This window comes from Streptomyces sp. B5E4 (genome assembly GCF_039871555.1).
In the GTDB taxonomy this organism is placed as follows: Bacteria; Actinomycetota; Actinomycetes; order Streptomycetales; family Streptomycetaceae; genus Streptomyces.
In genome coordinates this window covers 43,607-64,048 of sequence record NZ_JBDPMI010000025.1, presented here as the reverse complement: position 1 = coordinate 64,048, position 20,442 = coordinate 43,607, and the positions used below count along the sequence as shown (strand labels likewise).

General features: G+C 73.0%; 19 protein-coding genes and 1 other RNA gene. 6 read left to right on the top strand and 14 right to left on the bottom strand.

Translation table 11 applies throughout. The annotated features are described in order from the left end of the window. Window positions 1–339 precede the first annotated feature (339 nt). The 3 genes from ABGA99_RS26825 to ABGA99_RS26815 form a co-directional block, all read right to left on the bottom strand. Complete coding sequence (locus ABGA99_RS26825; RefSeq protein WP_347580070.1) at window positions 340–1,356, bottom strand: NADPH:quinone oxidoreductase family protein; 1,017 nt, start codon at window positions 1,354–1,356, stop codon at window positions 340–342. A gap of 46 nt (window positions 1,357–1,402) precedes the next feature. After that, window positions 1,403–1,768 carry a MerR family transcriptional regulator gene (locus ABGA99_RS26820; protein ID WP_347580071.1) on the bottom strand — a complete coding sequence of 122 codons (366 nt, stop codon included), beginning with the start codon at window positions 1,766–1,768 and terminating at the stop codon, window positions 1,403–1,405. Window positions 1,769–1,943: 175 nt separating this feature from the next. Further along, window positions 1,944–2,843 (bottom strand): LysR family transcriptional regulator, encoded by a 900-nt coding sequence (locus tag ABGA99_RS26815; protein ID WP_347580072.1) that lies wholly within the window; start codon window positions 2,841–2,843, stop codon window positions 1,944–1,946. 160 nt (window positions 2,844–3,003) lie between these two features. Between ABGA99_RS26815 and ABGA99_RS26810 the strand changes: the two genes are divergently transcribed. Together ABGA99_RS26810 and ABGA99_RS26805 are read left to right on the top strand one after the other, a co-directional pair. After that, window positions 3,004–4,218, top strand: a complete 1,215-nt coding sequence (locus tag ABGA99_RS26810) for an MFS transporter (protein WP_347580073.1) — start codon at window positions 3,004–3,006, stop codon at window positions 4,216–4,218. 49 nt (window positions 4,219–4,267) lie between these two features. Further along, on the top strand, window positions 4,268–5,206 hold the full coding sequence (locus ABGA99_RS26805) for a hypothetical protein (RefSeq protein WP_347580074.1): 939 nt from the start codon (window positions 4,268–4,270) through the stop codon (window positions 5,204–5,206). A 19-nt stretch (window positions 5,207–5,225) separates the two neighbouring features. Here the strand turns inward: ABGA99_RS26805 and ABGA99_RS26800 are convergent, their stop codons facing one another. Continuing rightward, on the bottom strand, window positions 5,226–6,548 hold the full coding sequence (locus ABGA99_RS26800; protein WP_347580075.1) for an MFS transporter: 1,323 nt from the start codon (window positions 6,546–6,548) through the stop codon (window positions 5,226–5,228). Between the two features lie 33 nt (window positions 6,549–6,581). Continuing rightward, on the bottom strand, window positions 6,582–6,842 hold the full coding sequence (locus ABGA99_RS26795) for a YciI family protein (RefSeq protein WP_347580076.1): 261 nt from the start codon (window positions 6,840–6,842) through the stop codon (window positions 6,582–6,584). A 24-nt stretch (window positions 6,843–6,866) separates the two neighbouring features. Between ABGA99_RS26795 and ABGA99_RS26790 the strand changes: the two genes are divergently transcribed. From ABGA99_RS26790 to ABGA99_RS26780, 3 genes are all read left to right on the top strand, one after another. Further along, window positions 6,867–7,589, top strand: a complete 723-nt coding sequence (locus tag ABGA99_RS26790; RefSeq protein WP_347580077.1) for a Crp/Fnr family transcriptional regulator — start codon at window positions 6,867–6,869, stop codon at window positions 7,587–7,589. Window positions 7,590–7,841: 252 nt separating this feature from the next. Continuing rightward, window positions 7,842–8,990, top strand: a complete 1,149-nt coding sequence (locus ABGA99_RS26785; protein WP_347580078.1) for a PP2C family protein-serine/threonine phosphatase — start codon at window positions 7,842–7,844, stop codon at window positions 8,988–8,990. A 130-nt stretch (window positions 8,991–9,120) separates the two neighbouring features. Then, window positions 9,121–9,762 (top strand): hypothetical protein, encoded by a 642-nt coding sequence (locus tag ABGA99_RS26780; RefSeq protein WP_347583603.1) that lies wholly within the window; start codon window positions 9,121–9,123, stop codon window positions 9,760–9,762. Between the two features lie 232 nt (window positions 9,763–9,994). On the opposite strand, the gene ssrA is transcribed toward ABGA99_RS26780, so the two are convergent. The 5 genes from ssrA to ftsE all read right to left on the bottom strand — a co-directional run bounded on the left by ssrA (window position 9,995) and on the right by ftsE (window position 13,874). Next, window positions 9,995–10,364: a transfer-messenger RNA gene (gene ssrA, locus ABGA99_RS26775) on the bottom strand. Between the two features lie 112 nt (window positions 10,365–10,476). Continuing rightward, window positions 10,477–10,956 carry an SsrA-binding protein SmpB gene (smpB, locus tag ABGA99_RS26770; protein WP_047016032.1) on the bottom strand — a complete coding sequence of 160 codons (480 nt, stop codon included), beginning with the start codon at window positions 10,954–10,956 and terminating at the stop codon, window positions 10,477–10,479. Between the two features lie 17 nt (window positions 10,957–10,973). Beyond that, complete coding sequence (locus tag ABGA99_RS26765; protein ID WP_347580115.1) at window positions 10,974–12,089, bottom strand: S41 family peptidase; 1,116 nt, start codon at window positions 12,087–12,089, stop codon at window positions 10,974–10,976. A gap of 153 nt (window positions 12,090–12,242) precedes the next feature. Then, window positions 12,243–13,154 carry a permease-like cell division protein FtsX gene (gene ftsX / locus ABGA99_RS26760; RefSeq protein ID WP_347580080.1) on the bottom strand — a complete coding sequence of 304 codons (912 nt, stop codon included), beginning with the start codon at window positions 13,152–13,154 and terminating at the stop codon, window positions 12,243–12,245. Window positions 13,155–13,184: 30 nt separating this feature from the next. Further along, window positions 13,185–13,874, bottom strand: coding sequence for a cell division ATP-binding protein FtsE (gene ftsE / locus ABGA99_RS26755; RefSeq protein WP_347580081.1), 690 nt, complete (start codon window positions 13,872–13,874; stop codon window positions 13,185–13,187). Window positions 13,875–14,089: 215 nt separating this feature from the next. Between ftsE and ABGA99_RS26750 the strand changes: the two genes are divergently transcribed. Next, entirely contained in the window at window positions 14,090–14,287 is a 198-nt protein-coding gene (locus ABGA99_RS26750; RefSeq protein ID WP_347580082.1) for a hypothetical protein, read from the top strand. A gap of 191 nt (window positions 14,288–14,478) precedes the next feature. On the opposite strand, the gene ABGA99_RS26745 is transcribed toward ABGA99_RS26750, so the two are convergent. The 4 genes from ABGA99_RS26745 to ABGA99_RS26730 all read right to left on the bottom strand — a co-directional run bounded on the left by ABGA99_RS26745 (window position 14,479) and on the right by ABGA99_RS26730 (window position 20,012). Next, window positions 14,479–15,261: a hypothetical protein gene (locus ABGA99_RS26745; protein ID WP_347583602.1), complete on the bottom strand. Its 783-nt coding sequence runs from the start codon at window positions 15,259–15,261 to the stop codon at window positions 14,479–14,481. A gap of 304 nt (window positions 15,262–15,565) precedes the next feature. Further along, window positions 15,566–16,687 carry a peptide chain release factor 2 gene (gene prfB / locus ABGA99_RS26740; RefSeq protein WP_347580084.1) on the bottom strand — a complete coding sequence of 374 codons (1,122 nt, stop codon included), beginning with the start codon at window positions 16,685–16,687 and terminating at the stop codon, window positions 15,566–15,568. A 70-nt stretch (window positions 16,688–16,757) separates the two neighbouring features. Continuing rightward, window positions 16,758–18,128: a serine/threonine-protein kinase gene (locus ABGA99_RS26735; RefSeq protein WP_347583601.1), complete on the bottom strand. Its 1,371-nt coding sequence runs from the start codon at window positions 18,126–18,128 to the stop codon at window positions 16,758–16,760. A gap of 153 nt (window positions 18,129–18,281) precedes the next feature. Then, window positions 18,282–20,012 (bottom strand): serine/threonine-protein kinase, encoded by a 1,731-nt coding sequence (locus ABGA99_RS26730; protein ID WP_347580086.1) that lies wholly within the window; start codon window positions 20,010–20,012, stop codon window positions 18,282–18,284. Between the last annotated feature and the right edge of the window lie 430 nt (window positions 20,013–20,442).

Below are 20,442 nucleotides of genomic sequence, written 5' to 3'. Positions count from 1 at the left end.
GCCGCGGAGGTGCGGGAGCGGAGCGCCAAGGAGGTGCGGGGCACAGCCCCGGTTGATTCGGGGCACAGCCCCCGGCGGGGGTGCGGGGGCGCAGCCTCGCTCCGGATGCGGCAGTCCCGCGGGATCCGGGGCCCGACTCCGCGGGGGCACGGAGACGCAGCCCCTGGCGGGGCGCCCGGCGCAGCCCCGGAGGGTGCCGGGCGCAGCCCGGTGACCCACCGGGCCGCCCATCTCCTGAGTGTGCGGGCCTCCGTCCGCCGTCAAGGGCAACGGCAACGCTGCACGAGTGGCAGCCGCTCCTCGGGGACGGCGGAGCATTGCGGTGAAGCACAGGCGTTCCTAGCGCCAGGGATCGAGGGCGAGTTTGCCCCGGGTCTGGCCCGCTTCGAGTTGGTGCAGCACTGCGGGCCCCTCTGCCAGGGGATGGACGTGGGGGGTACCGGGCGGGTACACGCCGTGGGCGATGAGCGCCTCGATCTCGACGAGCAACGACTGGTAGACGGACGGGGTCGCGACCGCCAGCGCACCGATGTGCAGACCCTTGACCTGGACCTGGTGGGTGAAGACCAGATCGTGTGTGGTCACTGCGGCATCGCCGGAAGCGGCACCGAAGACGACGACGCGTCCGGTGAAGGGTTTGGTGACCGACAAGCTGGTCTTGAACGTGGCCTTTCCCACCGATTCCAGGACCAGGTCGACCCCGCCGGTCAGGCGGGTGATCTCCGCAGCCAGCTCAGGGCGTCGGCTGTCCAGGACCTCGTCGGCGCCGAGCGCTTTGACGGTGTCATGCTTCGCTGGTGACGCCGTCGCGACAACGCGCGCACCGTAGTGGCGGGCAAGGCGAACGGCGGCCTGCCCCACACCTCCGGCCGCGGCATGAACGAGCACCACGTCACTCGTCTTGATCTCGCCCAACGGCTTCAGCGCTGCCAGGGCGGTGGCCCAGTTCAGCACGAGACCGAGAGCTTCGGGGTCGCTCCAGCCGGCAGGCACGGGAAGGACACCCGCGGCCGGCATCGTCATGTACTGCGCGAAGGCACCCGGGCCGGCTCCGACGACGTGGGTGCCGAGCTGCAGCGGGCTCTCGACGTCCGGGCCGACGCCCACGATCTCGCCGGCGGCCTCGAAGCCCGCCACGTAGGGCGCCTGCGGCCCGCCTCCGTACGTTCCACGGGTCTGCATGACGTCAGCGAAGTTGACGCCGGCGGCGCCCACGCGGATCAGGTACTCGCCGGGGCCCGGGGTGGGGTGACGGTGATCGGTCGTGAGGATCAGATCCTTCGGTCCCCGGTGCGACCGCTGGACCAGTGCTCTTCCGGTCTGCTCGGCGGTGTGCTGCTGCTCGTCGATGTCCATGCACGGAACGTAAGAGCCTGACACTTACGTCAGGGTCAAGTGATGGTCAGAGATCAGTACGGCGGGCCTGGCGAAGGTAGGCGTCGAGTGCCGCCTGCTGATCGCTGAGAATCGCGATACGTGCAGCGAGCCGATCTCGATGGCTCTGCACCTCGTGCAGGAACTCCGCGCACACCGCATCCGTGCCGGCATCAGATTCGTCGGTGAGGCTGGGCAGAAACTCCCTGATCAACCGCACGGGCAGCCCGGACTCCAGCAGTGAGCGGATGACGCGCACCCGGTCGACAGTGGACGGGCAGTAGTCGCGGAACCCATTGCTGAGTCGGCCAGGGACGATCAGGCCCTCGTCCTCGTAGTGCCGCAAGGATCTCGCGCTCACACCGCTGACTCTGGAAGCTTCGCTGATCTTCACACCCGGAGGCAACGCCCAGAAGCACCGCGTTCTTCCGACACTCATCGCTACGACGAAGTGAAGACCTCAGGCGTCAACGACCTCATGTCCCGCAACAACCAGGGCGCTTTTCCCGGGTTTGCGGGCGCCGTTGCGGCGACTTCGTACCCGCCGCGCCCATCCCCTCCACCCCGCCTCACCCCACCCCCCTCATCGCCTCCCCCACCGCCTCCGCCAACGCCCGTACCGCCGCGCTCTCCCTGCCCTCCCGCCACACCAGCCCCAGCGCCGACTCCCCCAGCCCCCTCACCCGCACATACGCCACATCCCCCCGCGGATGGTGCTCCGTCGTCGGGCGGCACAGCAGCATCACCCCCCGGTTCGCCGCCACCAGCGACAACCCCTCCTGCAACGTCCCCACCTCCGGCCCCCGCGGCACCGGCGCACCCGACGGGGTGTGCGTCGGGGCCTGGGCCTCGCGCCAGTACGGCGGGGCCGGGGCCGCCACGCCTATCAGCTCGGCCCCGGCCAGGTCCTCGGCGTCCACCTCCGGGCGCGCGGCGAAGTCGTGCCGCCGCGAGACCGCCGCGTACTGGGGCTGCACCGAGAAGACCGGCCCCAGCACCAGCCCCGGTTCCGCCATCGGCAGCAGCACCACCGCCGCGTCCACCTCGTCGCGGTGCAGCGCCCCGAAGGGGTCCGACAGCGGGAGTTCGGTGAGGCGCGTGGCGCACCCCGGGTGCCGGTCCTCGAATTCCCCGACCGCGTCCACGAATCCGTACCCCACCACCCCCTGGAACCCGATCCGCAGCGGCCCGCCCACCCCCAGCGCCGCCGCCCGGGCGTCGTCGACGGCCGCGCGCAGCGCCGCGTACGCCGGGCGGAGGGCGGCGAGGAAGTCCTCGCCCGCCGGGGTGAGGGCGACCCGGCGGCTGGTGCGGTCCACGAGGCGGGCGCCGATGCGGTGTTCCAGCGCGCGGATGAGCTGGCTGACCCGGCCCTGGGAAACGTACAGCCGTTCGCCGGTACGTCCGAAGTGCAGCTCTTCCGCGAGGACCAGGAAGCACTCCAGCTCGCGGATCTCCACCCCGCCCACCGCGGCCGGATCTCCGCCCTCACCCCTCTGACCTGCGCTCGCCATCCGCCGCCGCCCTTCACCGCGGCGCCGTCACGCACCGCCTTCCATGAGCCCACCTCATAGAAGCATGAGCACTTCGCGCTTGTTCCCCTCCCGCCCGCCGGGCTTGGCTGACGTCATGGCAAAAGTCGACGAGCTGTCCGCACCCACGCCCACGAGAGCCTCCGCCACCGGCGGGTGGCCCGCGGTGGCGACCGTGGCCGCCGGCACCTTCACGGTGGTCACCTCCGAGATGCTGCCGGTCGGCCTGCTCACCCCCATCAGCGGTTCGCTGGACGTCAGCGAAGGCACGGCAGGACTCACCCTCACCGTCACCGGCCTGGTCGCCGCCCTCTCCGCCCCGCTGGTCACCGCCGCGGTCGGCCGGCTCGACCGGCGGCTCGTCCTCTGCTCGCTGATGGTGCTCCTGGCCGCGGCCAACGCGCTCGCCGCCTGGTCGCCGGACTTCGCCGTCATGATCGGGGCCCGCGTCCTCGTCGGCGTCGGGCTCGGCGGCGTCTGGTCCCTCGCGGGCGGGCTGGGCGTGCGGCTGGTGCCCGCCGCGGCCGTCGGGGCGGCGACCTCCCTGATCTTCAGCGGCGTCGCGGTCGCCTCGGTCGTGGGCGTGCCGGCGGGCGCGTACCTCGGTGAACTCCTCGGCTGGCGCGCCGCGTTCCTCGCCGTCGGCGGGCTGGCGCTGCTCGTGAGCGCCGCCATGGCCCTGCTGCTGCCGTCGCTGCCCGCCGCGGAGGCGGTCGCGCTCGGCGGGGTGGCCCTGCTGGTCCGCGACGGCCGGGTGGCCACCGGGCTCGCGGTGGTCTTCCTGCTGGTGACGGGGCACTTCGCCGCGTACACCTATGTGCGTCCCCTCCTGGAGGACCTCTCGGGCGTCGGGGCCTCGATGATCGGCACCCTCCTGCTGGTGTACGGAATCGCCGGTATCGCCGGCAACTTCGCGGCCGGCGCCCGGGTGGGCCGGCGGCTGCGCGGCACCGTGCTGGTGATCGGCGCCGTGCTGACCGCCTCCCTGCTGCTCCTGCCGCTGCTCGGGCTGTCGGTGGCGGGTGCGGCGGTGCTGCTGGTCGTGTGGGGGCTGGCGTACGGAGGGGTGTCCGTGAGTACGCAGACGTGGCTGGGCCTGGCCGCCCCGCGGGCGCGGGAGGGTGCGACGTCGCTGTTCGTGGCCGTGTTCAACGGGGCCATCGCCCTCGGGGCGTTCACGGGCGGCCGGATGGTGGACGGCTTCGGTACGCGGTCGGTGCTGTGGCTCGGCGGTGCGCTGGCACTGGGCGCGGTCGCGGTGACGCTGCTCGGCCGGGTGCCGTCGACGGACACCGCGGCGGCCGCCCCGTAGCGCCGGCCGGGCTGGACTCTCCCCCCGTGTCAGGGCGTTGCCTGGGCTCATGACCGACTACACGGGCTCCGGCCCCTACTGCTACGCCGACTCCCTCGTCATGTGCCTGCCCGGCCCCGCTCCGCACCCCGCCGCCGCTCTCGTGGAGACCCTCACCGGCTCGCCCTTCGGCGTCCAGCTCCTCGGCGGCACCGCCCCGCTCTTCGACCCGTACGGCTGGGACCCCGAGATCGGCCTCGACGACGCCGTCCCCCTGCTCGGCCTGCGCTGCGACCACACCTCGGGCGGCTCCGCCGACGAGGCGATGGCACGGCTGCGGGCGGCGTGCGCGCGGGGGCCGGTGCTGGTCGGGCCGGTCGACATGGGCCTGCTGCTGTACCACCCGGGCACCCCGTGGGGCCCGTCGGCCGGCGGCAACGACCACTACGTCGTCGTGCTGGCCGCCGACGACGAGGCGGTGCTCCTGCACGACCCGCACGGCCACCCCTACGCGACGCTGCCGGTCGACGAGTTCCTGGCGTCCTGGCGGGCGGAGGCGGTGGACTACACGGCGGAGCCGTATGTGATGCGGGCGGGCTTCGAGCGGATCCGTACGGTCACGGCCGAGGACGCGGTACGGGCCGCGCTGCCGGGGGCGGCGGCGTGGCTCGCGGGGCGCGCGGACCGGGCGGTACCGCCGGGGACGGTGGGCGGGGCCAAGGCGCTGGAGCGGCTGGCGGCCGAGGCCGGGGCGGGGCTGGACGCCGGGGTGCGGGGGCTGCTGGAGGGCTTCGCGGTACGGGTCGGGGCGCGCCGGCTCGCGGATGCGTCGGCGTACGTGCGGCGGGCGGGGCTCGTCGGGGCCGCGGGGGTGCTGGAGGAGCAGGCACGGCTGCTGGGGGCGGTGCAGTATCCGCTGGTGCGGGGCGACGGGGCCGCGACGGCGGCGGTGCTGCGGCGGCTGGCGCCGACGTACGAGCGGCTGCGGGAGGTGCTGACCGCGGGCTGAGGGCTGCCCCGGGGCGGGGTCATGCCGAGGCCCGCGCCCCGTCGCCCCGCGCCCCGTCGTCGTCCGGCCCGTCGTCCGGCACGTCGCCGTCCGCCCCGTCACCCGCCTCCGCTACGGACCGCGCCCCCCGCGACGCCAGCCACGCCCCCGCTCCCACCACCGCCACCCCCACCGTCGCCGCCCCCGACCCCGCCAGCACCGCCCGCGCCCCGAACGCCGCGACCAGCGGCCCGCCGAGCGCCGCCCCGACCGGCGTCGACGTGAGCAGCACCGCGCCGCGCGCCGCGAGCACCGTGGTCAGCCAGCCCTCCGGCGTGCGGTTCTGGAAGAGGGTGAACGACAGCGCCGGGTACGGTCCGTACACCGCGCCGCCCAGCGCGAAGCAGGCCATCGCCGCGGCGGTCCCGGCTCCGAGCCCGTACGGCAGCAGCAGCGTCGCACCCCAGCCCGCGACGATGCCGAGCGTCACCGGCCACAGCGGCAGCCGCCGCAGCGCGCCGGCCGTCAGCCCGCCGACGACCGCGCCGACGCCGAAGGCGGTCCAGAACAGGCCGAGCAGCCCGGCGTCGCCGCCGAGCACACCGGTGACGTAGAGCGGGAGCGCGACCTCGACGGGGCCGTAGAGGGCGAAGAAGAGCCAGGTGAGGATGAGGATCGCGAGAAGTTCGCGCTGTCCGGCGAGGAGCCGCAGCCCGCGGCCGGCGGGCCGGTCCGCCGCGTCCGGGCGCTCCTCGCCGCCGGGACCGAGCCGCGCGGTCTGCACGGCGAGGACCGCGTAGGTCAGCGCGTCCAGGCCGATGACCCACGCCGGGCTGACGGCCGTGGCGAGGAACCCGGCCACCGCGGGACCGGCGACGATGCTGGTGGACATGCTGGCGCCGAGCAGGGCGTTGGCGGCCAGCCGGTGCTGCTCCGGCAGCAGCTCGCCGACCAGCGTGAACTTGCCCGCGTTGCCCCAGGCGGTCAGCACTGAGGAGCAGCCGAGCAGCACGACGTACGTCACGGGGTCCAGGACCCCGAGGGCCCAGGCCGGCGGGACGCATCCCAACAGGGTGCCGCGCAGGGCGCAGTTGGCCATGAGCAGCCGACGCGCGGGCAGCTTCCGCAGCCACCGCCCGAGCAGCAGCACGCCCGCCGCCCCCGGCAACGCGTACGCCGCGAGCGCGGCCCCGACGAGCAGGCCCTCGCGGCCGTCCGGGGCGATGAGGAGGGCCAGCCACGCCACGGCGACCATGCTCATGCCGCCGCCGAAGTCCGAGGCCACGAAGGCGGGAAGCAGCCGGCGCAGCCGGGGGTGCGCGAGCACGGGGCGGTAGGCGCGTGGCACGAGGGGGCGGGTCACGCCGCCAGCGTGGCCGTTGAACCAAGGTCGAGGTCAAGGGGCGACGACGGGGATCCACTCGCGGACCCCGACGACCCGGACGCCGGGGGTGCGGTAGTACGGATCGTCGGCCATGAGCGCGTCGAGCCGGTCGCGGGTCGCGTCGAAGACGAGGAGGGCTCCGGAGTCGTCGGCCCAGGGACCGGCGGCGAGGAGGACCTTGTCGCGGTGCAGCCGGGCGAGCCGGTCGCGGTGGGCGGGCCGGGCGGCGAGGCGGGCGGGGGCGGGGGTGAAGGACAGTTCGAGTACGAGCATGGCGGCGACGGTACGGTCGGGGGCGTGAGGGGATCTGTATCACCCGATACACCGGCGCCGGACCCCCGGCCCGGGGCGTTCGCCGCGCTCCGGGGCGTGCCGCTGCTCCGTGACCTCCCCCCGGACCGCCTGCGCACCCTCTGGCACGCCTCCCTCCCGCGGCGCTACGCCGCCGGGGAGGTCCTGCGCACCGCCGGGGACCCCGCCGGGCACCTGCTTCTCCTGCTCGACGGCCGGGTCGCCGCCACCGTCGTGTCCGCGGGCGGCCGGGTGGTACGGGTCGGGGCGTGGGCGGGGCCGTGTGCGCTGGACAAGGTCGCGGTGATCGACGACCGCGGGCACACCGCGACGTTCACCGCCCTCGCCCCCTGCACCGTGCGCAGCCTGCCCCGGGCCGGCTTCCTCGCCCTCGTCGACGACGCCACCGCCGTGCGCGCCCACGTCCTGCGCACCCTCGCCGCCCAGGCCCGCGACCAGCAGACCCGCTTCACCGCGGCGGCGACCCTGCCCGCGCCCGCCCGGCTCGCGGCCTGGCTGCTCGCCGAAGCCGCCCGCCTCCGCTCCCGCCGCGTCCCCCTCCCCGGCGGTCAGCAGGCCCTGGCCGACCACCTCGGCGTCACCCGCGTCACCCTCAACCGCGCGCTGTCCGGACTCCGGCGGGACGGCGTGCTGACGTACGCCCGCGGCGAAGTCGAGATCATCGCCCCGGAGACCCTGGCGCTGCGCGCCGCTCCCGGCCACCCCTGACCGCGCAGCCGCGGGGCACGGGTCCGGGCTCGGCCGGCGCCGCCGTACTCCGGATGGCAGCCGCCGGGCCCGTACGAGAGCCGCGCTCGCAGCCCCACGGAACTGGCCGCCGCCCCACTGACCACGCCCTCACCCGGCCGCGGCGGCCTCCCGCGCCCCGATCGGGTCGCGCGGTCGCGTCTCCTCCCCTACCGTGACCTATCCTCGATAATCGGACCATAAGGTACAAATCAACCGAAGGACGCCATCGCCATGCGACTCCCGCTCCGCGGCGACCATCGCCGCGATGTCGGAGGCGCCGAGGACTCCGCCGCACCCGGCGCGTCCCCGATTCCGTGCGTCCTGTACCCCTTGCTGATCCTCGTCGTCGTCGCGGCCGTCGACCTCGCCGCCCCCTCCTGGCTGCGGACCACGCCGCTGCTCGGCGCCGCGCCCGTCGTGGCCGCGGCGACCACGTCGGTACGTACCACCGCCGTGATCAGCGGTGCCGTGATAGGCCTGACCCTGGTTCTGGACGTGACCAACGGCGTCGTGGGCCGTGTCAGCTCCGACATGATCCTCGCCGCCCTGGCCTGCGTGGCGGTGGCCAGCATCGCAGCCGCCACCATCCGGCAGAACCGCGAGGCGGAGCTCAAGCAGGTCAGGTCGGTGGCCGGGGCCGCGCAGCGCGCCCTGCTGCGTCCGCTGCCCGCGCGTATAGACCGGCTCGCCCTGAGCAGCGTCTATCTCGCCGCCGAGGCGGAGGCGCAGATCGGCGGGGATCTGTACGAGGCGCTGAAGACCCCGTACGGCGCCCGGGTGCTCATCGGGGACGTACGGGGGAAAGGACTGCCCGCCGTCGGCGTCTCCGCCGTGCTGACCGGGTGCTTCCGGGAGGCCGCGTACCGGGAGCCGACGATCGGCGAGGTCGCCGGGCGGCTGGAGGAGACCGCGCTGCGGGAGATCGAGCGGGACGACCCGTCGGAGAGCTTCAGCGAGCGCTTCACCACCGCCCTGCTGGTGGAGATCCCGCCGGACGAGCCCGTCGCCCGGATCGTGCACCTGGGCCACCCCGAACCGCTGATCATCGACGGCGGCATCGTCACCAGCTTCGAGCCCGACCGGCCCGGCGTCCCCATCGGGCTCGGCGGCCTGGTCGGCACGCTGCCGGTCCCGCAGACCATCGACTTCCGCCCCGGCGAGCGGCTGCTGCTCTACACGGACGGGTTCATCGAGGCCCGCGACGAGAACGGCGTCTACTTCCCCCTCGCCGCCAGCGCCGCCCGGCACGCCGACGACGGCCTGGACGACCTCGTCTCGGCCCTGCGCAAGGACCTGCTGCGGCACGCCGGCCGGCAGTTGGCCGACGACGCGGCGCTGCTGGCCATCGAACGCCTTCCGGACACCCCGCCCCCGCTCTGACCAGCCATCCGCGGCCGTCCGAAAGCGATCGGTCCGCCACCGAGCGCCATTGCCCCGGGCGGAGAACTACTTGCATATTGAACGCGCCCCAGACCGACGGTCCACTCCCCCACGCCCCGCGGAGCCCTCGATGTCCGGCGACGAGTCCGTCATCCCCGCGCTCGCCGCGGCCTACGACGACCAGGACGGGGACAAGACCGTCGCCGCCCTCGGGGAACTGGCCGAACGACTGGACCCCACCCGGCTCCCTGCCCTGTGGCATCCGCTGGGATTCTTCCGCCTCGACCTGGCCGTGGACGCATGGCGCCGCCGGTACATGCTGCATTGCTGGCCGCGCGGCGACCGGCGCACGGCGCAACCGGCGTTTCCCGTCCACCGGCATGCGTACGCGCTCGAAAGCCTCGTCGTCGACGGAGAACTACGCAACCGCCTGTTCGGTGCCGCGCCGGGAGGGTTGCGGGGCCCGCTGTACCGGGCGGAGCGCGCGGGGCGGCAGGTCGCGCTCAAACGCACGGAGCACATGGCGGAGTTGGACGTGACGGAGGAGCGGTCGCTGGGTCCCGGCTCCTTCTACGCGGTGTCCGCGGCGGACTTCCACGAGAGCCGGGTGGAGGACCCGGGGTTCTGCGTCACGCTGGCGAGGGCGGCACCGAAGGTACGCGCCGGCCCGCACGCGGTCGGTCAGTCCACGTCCCCACCGGCACTCCTGTACCGCCGCACACAGGTCGCACCGAACCTGCTGACCCACCTGATGGACCACATCCGGGGATAGAACGACGCCGGCCCACCCCGGGAAGGGGTGCGGGGGCGAAGCCCCCGCCAGGCGCGGCGCAGCCGCGCAGAAACGACGAAGGCGACCCGGCCCGCGCTTTCCGCGGGCACACGTCACCGCTCGCCCTGAGGGGGTGCGGGGGCGAAGCCCCCGCCAGGCGCGGCGCAGCCGCGCAGAAACGACGAAGGCGACGCGGCCCGCGCTTTCCGCGGGCACACGTCGCCTTTCGCCTTCGTGGAGATGGCGGGAATCGAACCCGCGTCCAACGGTGCAGGGACAGGACTTCTCCGAGCGCAGTCCGCTACGTTTTTCTCAGCCCCGGAGATCACGCGGACAAGTCTCCGACGGGCTCAGTCACTGTGGTTTGTCCTACTACACCCCGTGACCGGGTCTAGTAGTGGAGTCCCCTAGCTGATGCCAGGATCCGGGTCGGGAACAGCCCCGGGCTGACACTTCGCAAGTCGCTACTTATGCAGCGAGGGCGAAGGAATCGCGCTTGGTGTTGGCGATTATTTGTTTCGGCCTGTGGTTTCCGAGATCATGGCCGCTTCCTCGGCTCGCTTCCCCTGTTCCGACAGCCGCTGTCGAAACCGATCATCCCCATGTGGTGTTTTCAAGGTGCGCAGCCCGCGAGGAGCCGCTACTGACAGCCTACTGGAAGAACGGCGCCGCGTGCCACCGTGTTCCACCCCCGTACGGCCCCGTCCGCGCAGGTCAGCCGCGGAACCTCCGGCGGGCCGCGGAGATCGCCTTCTGCGCCTCGCGGTTGTCCTGCTTCTCGCGCAGCGCCTGCCGCTTGTCGTACTCCCGCTTGCCGCGCGCGAGCGCGATCTCGACCTTGGCCCGGCCGTCCTTGAAGTACAGCGCCAGCGGCACGATCGTCAGCCCGGTCTCCTGCGTCTTGCCGATCAGCTTGTCGATCTCGGCGCGGTGCAGCAGGAGCTTGCGCTTGCGGCGCGCGGTGTGGTTCGTCCACGTACCCTGCGAGTATTCCGGGATGTGCACGTTGTGCAGCCAGATCTCACCGCCGTCGAGGTGCGCGAAGCCGTCGGCGAGCGAGGCCCGTCCCTGGCGGAGCGACTTGACCTCGGTACCGGTCAGCACGAGCCCCGCCTCGTACGTGTCGAGGATGAGGTAGTCGTGCCGCGCCTTCTTGTTCTGCGCGATCAGCTTGCGACCCGTGTCTTTACCCATAGCCGGGCCATTGTCGCCTAGACGCCGCTCCCGAGGCCACTCAAAACCGTCCGGGCCTCCTCCTCGGCGTCCCGGTCGCCGGTGACGGCCAGGTCCAGGTCCGGGGTGACACCGACGCCCTCCAGGCTGCGCCCGGCCGGGGTGCGGTACTCGCCGACCGTCAGCTCGGCGACCGAGCCGTCCGGCAGGGCCCGCGGCATCTGCACCGAGCCCTTGCCGAAGGTGCGGCTGCCGACGACCACGGCGCGGCCGCGGTCCTGCAGCGCCCCGGCCAGCAGCTCGGCGCTGCTCATCGTGCCGCTGTCCACGAGGACGACCAGCGGCGTCCTGGTGTTTCCGCCCGGTCTCGCGTACAGCGCCTGCTGGCGGCCCTCCAGGTCGTACGTCGCCACCACCCCGTCGTCGAGGAAGCCCGACGCCGCCTCGACGGCCTCCACGACCAGGCCGCCGGAGTTGCCCCGCAGGTCGAGGATGAGGCCGTCGCTGCCGCGGGCCTCCGCCGCGGCCCGGCGCACCTCCGCGCCGCTGCCGCGGGTGAAGCTCTCCACCCGGATCACCGGGGCCGCGGCGCCGTCGCCCTCGGGCTTGTTCTGCCGCACGGTCACGGGCTCGGTCTTCAGCTCCACCCGGCGCACCGGCCGCGCCCAGCGCCGCTCGCCGCGCTGCAGCGCAAGCACCACCGTGCTTCCGCGCGCCCCCTCGCCCAGCTCCTCGCCGCGCAGCAGCGCGACGACCTCGGTGACGGGAAGGCCCGCGACCGGGGTGCCGTCGACGGCGCGCAGCATGTCGCCGGTGCGGATGCCAGCCTCGGCGGCCGGGCTGTCCTCGCCCACCTGGGCGATCTCCATCCGGCCGGCCTCGTCGGTCTTGATCCACAGCCCGACGCCGACGTACTTGCCCGCCAGCATCTGCTGCAGCGACTCGTACTCACGCGCGCTGTACGCCGTCGACCAGCGGTCTCCGCTGCGGCTGACCAGCTCACTCGCGGACTCCGCGGTGCCGTCCTCGCCTGCCCGCGGCTCGTAGACCCGCTCTCCGGCGACGTGGCCGGTGAGCACCTTGGGCGGGCGCTCGGCCTCGCCGGGCCAGGACCCGGTGGCGGCGCCGGTGGCCAGGACGCTGACGAAGACCAACGTCAGGGAGGCCCCGCGGCGGAAGGCGCTGCGGGGCCTGTCGCTGTCAGACGAGCCCGACATGCCGCTGAGTGTAGGACAGCGGCGGGTGCGGCAGGGGGAGTTGACCCCTCCACTGCACGCACGTGGCCTACGCCACACCCGCCCCGATTGTCAGACCTTGAGGTACTTGCGCAGCGCGAAGAACGCGGCGATGCCCGGCATGAGCAGCCCGATCGCGACGACGAGGGGCAGCACCCGGATGACTTCGTCCCAGCCGATGAAGTTGATCAACAAGATCTTGTCGGCGAGCCAGTTGTCGATCAGGAAGTGCTTGCCGCCGACCAGCAGCACGGCCGCGAAGCTCGCGCCGATCAGTCCGGCGACGGCGGCCTCGACGATGAACGGCAACTGGATGTAGACGCTGGACGCGCCCACCAGCCGCATGATCCCGGTCTCCCGGCGTCTGCTGAACGCCGACACCCGGACGGTGTTGACGATCAGCATGATCGCCACGACGAGCATCAGCGCCATCACACCGATGGCCGCATACGTCATGCCGTTGAGCAGGTTGAACAGGCTCTCCAGCACGTTGCGCTGGTCCTGTACCTCCTGTACGCCCGGTCTGTCGGCGAAGGCGCTGGTGATGACCTCGTACCGCTCGGGGTCCGTCAGCTTGACGCGGAAGGACTCCTGCATCTGGTCCGGCGTGAGGGAGGAGGCCAGCGGCGAGTCGCCGAACTGCTCCTTGTAGTGCGTGTACGCCTCTTCGCTGGACTCGTACTGGACGCTCTCGACGACGTCGAGGGCCTTCAGGTCGTCCTGGATCTCCTTCTTCTGCTCCGCCGTGACCGCGCCCTTCTCACAGTTGGGCGAGGTCTCGGCGTCCACTTCATTGCAGAAGAAGATGGAGACGTTGACCTTGTCGTACCAGTAGCCCTTCATGGTGTCGACCTGCTTGCCCATGAGCCAGGAGGCCCCGAACAGGGCCAGTGACAGGGCCACGGAGACGATCACCGCGAAGGTCATCGTCAGGTTGCGGCGGAGACCGACACCGATCTCCGAGAAGACGAACTGGGCGCGCATGCCCGTCCTTTCAGCTCCGGGGGCAGCAGCTCAGTGCTGGTATCCGTAGACACCGCGCGACTGGTCGCGGACCAGCCGCCCCGACTCGAGTTCGATGACGCGCCGGCGCATCTGGTCGACGATCTGCTGATCATGCGTGGCCATGATCACTGTGGTACCGGTCCTGTTGATGCGGTCGAGCAGCTTCATGATGCCGACCGAGGTCTGCGGGTCGAGGTTGCCCGTCGGCTCGTCCGCGATGAGGAGCATCGGCCGGTTGACGAACGCCCGCGCGACGGCGACGCGCTGCTGCTCACCGCCGGACAGCTCGCCGGGCATCCGGTCGCCCTTGCCGGCCAGACCCACGAGGTCGAGCACTTCGGGGACCGTCTTACGGATCTGGCCGCGGGGCTTGCCGATCACTTCGAGGGCGAACGCGACGTTCTCCGCAACGGTCTTGTTCGGCAGCAGCCGGAAGTCCTGGAAGACCGTGCCCAACTGGCGCCGCATCTGCGGCACCTTCCAGTTGGACAGCCGCGCGAGATCCTTGCCGAGCACGTACACCTGGCCGTGGGTGGTCCGCTCCTCGCGCAGGATGAGCCGCAGGAACGTGGACTTGCCGGAGCCGGAGGACCCCACGAGGAACACGAACTCGCCGCGCTCGATCTCCAGCGAGACGTCCTGGAGCGCGGGGCGGTTCTGCTTGGGGTACATCTTGGTGACGTTGTCGAATCGGATCACGCTGGCTCCCTGTCGCGGTCGCAGGTGACCTTACGCGAAGGCGGAGGGGGCGCGCAGTCGCCGTGGGCGGTTGGTGCGTTTCGTCACGGACAAACCGGCCCGTGAGCCGGCGGGGATCCCGTTGACACGCGCCGATTCGGTCCGGACCTGGCACAGTGGTAGGGGGAGAAGGAGAACCGGTGGAGCACGGAGGGCGAAGCGGGAGGAGGAAGCACATGACACGCGACTGGCTGGTCTGCGCGAGCTGTGCGGGGCCCGTGAGTGAGGGCCGCTGTCCCGTCTGCCGGGCGAACAGGGAGCGCATGCGCCAGGAGAACGGCTGGTACGGCGTGACGCCGACCACGCTGTGGATAGTGCTGGCGCTGCTGGCGGCCGTGGCGGCGGTGCTGTTCCTGCAGCAGCGGACTGCATAGCGGCGACGTCCGCGGGGGCGGGGACGTACGACACCCACGAAAGCCCATATATGTGATCTGCGTCACATGACTTGATCGACGGTGCGTCACGAAGCGCCGGAAACCGCCACACAGCGCTACGAAGCACACGGAAGGGCCCGGAGCGAATCGCTCCGGGCCCTTCCTGTCGCCTGTGCGGCGGGTGCTGCGGGTCAGGCAGCCGCCTCGTTGCGGGTCATCAGCCGCGGCAGCAGCCGGAAGCCGACGCCGCCGGCGATGATGCTGGCCGCACCCACGAGCAGGTACGTGGTGCCGCTGGAGCCGGTGTCGGCGAGCTGCTCCTGCGGCTCGCTGTCGCCGGCCGGCGAGGGCTCGCTGCCGCCGGAGGTCGACTCGGCCTCGCAGATCACGCTGTCGCCGTCCAGCTCGCAGTCGGTGTCACCGCCGCCGGTGCCGCCGGTGGTCTGCTGACCGCCGGTGGTCTGCTGACCACCGTCGTCGCCGGAGCCGCCGTCGTCACCCGAACCACCGTCGTCGGCACCGCCGTCGTCCGTGCCGCCATCGTCGACACCACCGTCGACGCCGCCGTCGTCGGTGCCACCGTCGTCGGTACCACCATCGTCCGTACCGCCGTCGTCGGTGCCGCCGTCGTCGGTGCCGCCATCGTCGGTGCCGCCATCGTCGGTGCCGCCGTCGTCGGTACCACCGTCATCGGCGCCGCCATCGTCGGTACCACCGTCATCGGCGCCGCCGTCCGCGGCACCACCGTCGTCCGCACCGCCGGGACCGGCGATTTCGCCGCCGTCGGTGAGGCCGCCGTCGTCCTCGCCGCCGCCGCCGATGGCATTGATCTCAATCCCGAGGCCCTGGCGACCGTTGTCGCCGCCGTCGTCGCCGGTCGCCTGCGCGGCGCCCGCGGCGGCGAGCGAGGCTCCGCCGGCGATCAGCGCGCTGGCGGCGACCCGCGCCACCCGTACACGCACTTTGTTCGTCATTGCTCGCTACCCCCAGTAGCCGTACTCGTCAGTGGGCTGGCGTCGGTACGGGGCCTGTTCGCGGCGGGCTTACCCCCCTGAGTCACACGAACCCCACACACCTACAGAAAGCTCGGCGGCAAGCCTCTCGGCTATTCGCCGGAGCGTCAAGCGAGTTGAGACGGGGTTGTACCTTTTCCCGGCCATTGTCCGGGGTAAGTGGTGCACGACTGTGACACTCGGACCGGCACCGCAACGCCCGCGGTCAGCCGTGGAATTGCAGCGGGCGAACCGTCCGCGCACACCCTCCGGCGACCGGCGGATATCAGCCCTCGGCGGTCGCCTGCTCCTGCTGCTTGCGCCAGCGGATGCCCGCCTCCAGGAAGCCGTCGATCTCGCCGTCGAGCACCGCCTGCGGGTTGCCCACCTCGTGCGTCGTGCGCAGGTCCTTGACCATCTGGTAGGGCTGCAGCACGTACGACCGCATCTGGTTGCCCCACGAGCCGGCGCTGTCGCCCTTGAGCGCGTTCATCTTCGCCTGCTCCTCCTCCTTGCGCTTGGCGAGCAGGCGGGCCTGCAGCACGCGCATGGCGGCGGCGCGGTTCTGGATCTGCGACTTCTCGTTCTGGCAGGAGACGACGATGCCGGTCGGCAGGTGCGTGATGCGGATCGCGGAGTCCGTGGTGTTGACGGACTGGCCGCCGGGACCGGAGGAGCGGAAGACGTCGATCCGGATCTCGTTCTCCGGGATGTCGATGTGGTCGGTCTGCTCCACGACGGGCAGCACCTCGACGCCGGCGAACGACGTCTGACGGCGGCCCTGGTTGTCGTACGGGGAGATGCGCACCATGCGGTGCGTCCCCTGCTCGACGGAGAGAGTGCCGTACGCGTACGGGGCCTTGACCGCGAAGGTCGTCGACTTGATGCCGGCCTCCTCCGCGTACGAGGTGTCCAGCACCTCCGTCGGATAGCCCTTGTGCTCGGCCCAGCGCAGATACATGCGCTGCAACTGCTCGGCGAAGTCCGCGGCGTCCACGCCGCCCGCCTCGGCGCGGATGTTGACCATCGCCTCGCGCTGGTCGTACTCGCCGGACAGCAGCGTGCGCACCTCCAGCTCCTCGACCGCGCGCCGGACGTCGGCCAGCTCGCCCTCGGCCTCGCGCTGCGTGTCGGCGTCGCCCTCGCTCTCGGCGAGCTCGAAGAGGACCTCGAGGTCGTCGATCCGCCCGCGCAGCTCCTCGATCTTGCGCAACTGACCCTGCAGGAGGGAGAGCCGACTGGTGACGCGCTGCGCGTTCTCCGGGTCGTCCCAGAGGGCGGGGGCCGCGGCATCCTCTTCGAGCGCGGCGATGTCGGTCCTCAGCCTGTCGAGGTCGAGCACGGCCTCGATGGAGTCCATGGTGGAGCCGAGGGCCTTGAGCGATTCGGATACATCAGGTGCTGCCACACCACCAGAGTACCGCTGCATGCTCCGACCGCAGGTGGCGCGTATCCGCGGACCGGGGCGGAGGGCCGGGTCAGGGTTCCGACGTGGTGGAGCGGTCCCCGCCGTTCCCCCCGCCGCCGCCGTCGTCGCCGCCTCCCGACGCGACCAGCCAGCCGCCGACGCCCGCGATGGCGATGACCGCCGCCGCGACCGTGAGCTTCAGGCGCTTCGCGCGCGTCGTGCCCGCGCGGGCGGCACGGGCCGAGCCCGGCCGCGGCTGGCCGGCCAGCCGCGGCACCCGCGCGGTGCCGCGGGCGCCGCCGGCCAGCTCGTCGGCGCTGGGCATGCGCATACTCGTGTGGGTGTCCCGGTTGGAGTCCGGGGCCGCGGACCGTACCAGCGGCACGGAGCCGCGCAGCGGCCGGCCGCCGGCGCCGGTCATGCCCGGCTCGCCGGCGACGGCCAGGGCCCCCGCCGGGGCGGCGGCGCGGTCCCCGCCGAGCCGCATCGTGTGCGGCGACCGGCCGCCCGCCTCGTCCGTCCCGTCCGCCGACTCCTCCACGTCCAGCGGCGGCAGCCCCTCCAGGTCCGGCAGGATCTCGCGCAGCCGGGCGGCCAGCTCCACCGCCCGCAGCCGCGACGCCGGCGCCTTCGCGAGGCACTGCAGCAGCAGCTCCCACAGCTCGTCGGGGATGCCGGGCAGCGGCGCGACGGTCTCCGTCACATGCCGGCGCAGCACGGCGCCGGGGTGGCCGCCGCCGAAGGGCGTGAAGCCGGCCAGCAGTTCGTACAGCACCGTGGCCAGGGCGTAGATGTCGACCGCCGCGCGCGCGGGCAGGCCCTCGACGATCTCGGGGGCGACGTAGTCGGGGGTGCCGATGACGCGGCGCTGGGTCGGCACCCGGGTGCCCGCCGCCGTGCCGCCGCGCCCGCGGGGCGCCGGCGGGGGCTGCGGGGCGCGGCTGGGGGCGTCGATCAGCTTGGCGACGCCGAAGTCGGTGAGCAGGGCGGGGGGCGCCCCGCCGGAGCCCGCGGGGGCGTCGGAGTCCAGCAGGACGTTCTCGGGCTTGACGTCCCGGTGGACGAGGCCCGCGGCGTGCGCGGCGGCCAGGGCCTCGGCGACGTCGGCGACGATGGCGACGGCGGCCTGCGGCAGCAGCCGGCGGTCGCGCTCCAGCCGGGTGCGCAGGTCCGTACCGCGGACGAGGTCCATGACGAGCGCCAGGTCCCGGCCGTCGACGACGAGGTCGCGGACGCCGACGACGCGCGCGTGGTCCAGGCTCATCAGCGCGGCGCGCTCCCCCAGGAAGCGCTCGACCAGCTCCCGGTCCTCGGCCAGGTCCTCGCGGAGCAGCTTGATGGCGACCGGTCCTTCCGGGCCCTCGCCGAGCCAGACCGTGCCCGCGCTGCCGCGTCCGATCACCTGATGGGCGGCGTATCGGCTGCCGATTCTGCGTGCCATGACACAAAGCTACGCGGCGCCGCGGACGTTGGGTGCCGGACCGGCGCGGAAACCCCCCGTGGGTGTCGACTTGTCGGCATGCTCACAGGCCAGGGGGCGTTTTGCGGCTTGAGTGCCCCCTTCGGTCACCGGTCTTCGGCCGCCTGCCTTCGGTTACTGGCCCGCGCCGTCCTTCAGGCCGTCGAGGCCGTCCTGGACGTCCTTCAGGTCGTTGACGCCCGAGTCGATGTCGTCCTTCGTCTTCTGGGCGTCGTCGGCGGCGTCGTTGAGCTCCGAGACCCAGTTCTTGAAGTCGGTGGCCCAGTCGGTCATCTGGTCCCAGAAGCCCTTGCCGTCCGCGATCGCGTCCTGGAGGGGGGTCAGCTCCCAGATCAGCCACGAGCCGACGACCAGGACGACGACCGTGAACAGGCAGCCCTTCAGGCAGCCGAGCCCCGGGATGCGCATCGGGTTCGCGCTGCGCCGCCGCTCGCGCGGGGGCTGCTGCGGCGGGGGCGCGGGGGGCTGCGGGCGGGGCTCGTAGCGCTGGGGCGGCGGCTCACGCCGGGCCGGCGGGGCGGCGTACGCCTCGGGCGGCGGCTGCCGGCGCTGGACACGCCGCGGCGGGCGGCGGCGCAGCGGGTCCTCGCTGGGGTCGAGGTAGCCGATCTGCTGGGTCTGCTCGCCGCGGTCGCGGGCGGCGCGCATCTGGGTCTCCCAGGGGTGCGGGCCCTCCGGCTGCGGCGGTCCTTCGGTGACGGGCATCACACGGGTGCCGTCCTCGGCCCCGGAGGTTCCGGGACCCTGCCGGCCGTGTGCAGCGGCGGCACCCGCCGCGGCTCCCGCGGCGCCGGCCTGCATGACGCTGGTGGCGGCGTTCGGGTCGTACGCGCCCTGCTGCCCGGGGCCGCTGCTGCCCGCCGGGAGGATCTGCGTGGGGTCGGACGCGCCGACGCCCGTGCCCGGGACCTGCGCGGGGTGCGGGTCGGCGGCGAGGAGCGCGGCGACGCCGAGGGCGGCGGTCGCCTGCTCCGGGGTGGCGCCGGCGCCGATGCCGGCGGCCACGGTGCGCAGCCCGCGGGCCAGGTTCTCGGCACTGGGGCGCTCGTCCGGGTTCTTGCGCAGGCAGGACTGGACGACGGTCCACATCGGGTCGGGCAGACCCGGCGGGCGCTGCGCCTCCTGGTTGAGGTGCTGGTGGAGCACCTCCAGGGCGGAGGTGCCGCCGAAGGGCGGGCGGCCGGTCAGCAGCTCGTAGAGCAGGATGCCGGCGCCGTAGACGTCCACGGCGGAGGTCTGCGGGCGGCCCTCGGCGGACTCGGGCGCCACGTACGCGGGCGTGCCGACGAACTCGTGGGCGCGGGTCAGCCCCGGGGAGTCCGCGAGCCGGGCGATGCCGAAGTCGGTGAGCATCGGCTGCATCCGGCCGGCCCCGTCGGGCCCGGTGCCGCCGGCGAGCAGCACGTTCGCGGGCTTGAGGTCGCGGTGGACGATGCCGTCGGCGTGGCTGGCGGCCAGCGCGTCCGCGATCTGGGCGGTGAGCAGGGCGGCGCCGACGGGCGTGAAGGGGCCGTTGTCGCGGAGGTAACGGTGCAGGTCGGGACCGTCGACGAGGTCCATGACCAGGGCCAGCAGATCACCCTCGACGACCAGGTCGCGGGTGCGGACGATGTTCGGGTGGGTCAGGCGGAGGAGCGCGGAGCGCTCACGCAGGAACCGCATCACCACGTCGGGGTCGCCCGCCAACTCCTCCTTGAGGACCTTGATGGCGACCACCTCGCCGGGGCTGCCCGCCACGGCGGCTTCCGCCCCCGCCGTCTCGCGCTGGCGGCCACGCCACACGGTGCCCGTGGCGCCGCGCCCGAGCGGCTCTTCGAGGAGGTACTTGCTGCCTACCGGCCGCACGTCATGCGCTCCCTGGTCGTGATCGTTCCTGCCGGCCCTCGGACCGGTCGGTCCGTGCGCCATCTGCACCACTCTAGTGGCGTCACCGCGGCACCCGCCGGGGTCGGGCGGGACCCGGGGTCCGGCTTCCCGGTCCGCCCCTGGCCACCGGTTTCCCGGAAGGCGCCTCCTGTTTTCTGCTGTGTCCCGGGCCCGGGACGCCGTGCGCGTCGTCGTACCCCCTGCGGACGCGTACCCGCTTGCGGCAGGCTCTCACCCGCGCCTTGCTCCCGTATCGCCCGTCCGCAGCCGCTTCGTGACGCCTGTGCGAAGAAAGGACGTCAGCCAACCGGTCGTTGGTTGCCCCGTAGGGCTGACGAAGGCGTCAACAATGGTCTGTAACGGCAACTTTTGAGTCGGAGTCGGGACAGGAAGCGGCCATACAAGATCC

What these genes read in the sequence shown, in the direction of transcription:
- ABGA99_RS26780 (WP_347583603.1), top strand. Translation starts at nt 9,121, where the DNA reads ATGTCCGGCGACGAGTCCGTCATCCCCGCGCTCGCCGCGGCCTACGAC.
- ftsX (WP_347580080.1), bottom strand. Translation starts at nt 13,154, where the DNA reads ATGCGCGCCCAGTTCGTCTTCTCGGAGATCGGTGTCGGTCTCCGCCGC.
- ABGA99_RS26735 (WP_347583601.1), bottom strand. Translation starts at nt 18,128, where the DNA reads ATGGCACGCAGAATCGGCAGCCGATACGCCGCCCATCAGGTGATCGGA.
- ABGA99_RS26745 (WP_347583602.1), bottom strand. Translation starts at nt 15,261, where the DNA reads ATGACGAACAAAGTGCGTGTACGGGTGGCGCGGGTCGCCGCCAGCGCG.
- ABGA99_RS26750 (WP_347580082.1), top strand. Translation starts at nt 14,090, where the DNA reads ATGACACGCGACTGGCTGGTCTGCGCGAGCTGTGCGGGGCCCGTGAGT.
- ABGA99_RS26825 (WP_347580070.1), bottom strand. Translation starts at nt 1,356, where the DNA reads ATGGACATCGACGAGCAGCAGCACACCGCCGAGCAGACCGGAAGAGCA.
- ABGA99_RS26785 (WP_347580078.1), top strand. Translation starts at nt 7,842, where the DNA reads ATGCGACTCCCGCTCCGCGGCGACCATCGCCGCGATGTCGGAGGCGCC.
- ABGA99_RS26805 (WP_347580074.1), top strand. Translation starts at nt 4,268, where the DNA reads ATGACCGACTACACGGGCTCCGGCCCCTACTGCTACGCCGACTCCCTC.
- ABGA99_RS26810 (WP_347580073.1), top strand. Translation starts at nt 3,004, where the DNA reads ATGGCAAAAGTCGACGAGCTGTCCGCACCCACGCCCACGAGAGCCTCC.
- ABGA99_RS26795 (WP_347580076.1), bottom strand. Translation starts at nt 6,842, where the DNA reads ATGCTCGTACTCGAACTGTCCTTCACCCCCGCCCCCGCCCGCCTCGCC.
- smpB (WP_047016032.1), bottom strand. Translation starts at nt 10,956, where the DNA reads ATGGGTAAAGACACGGGTCGCAAGCTGATCGCGCAGAACAAGAAGGCG.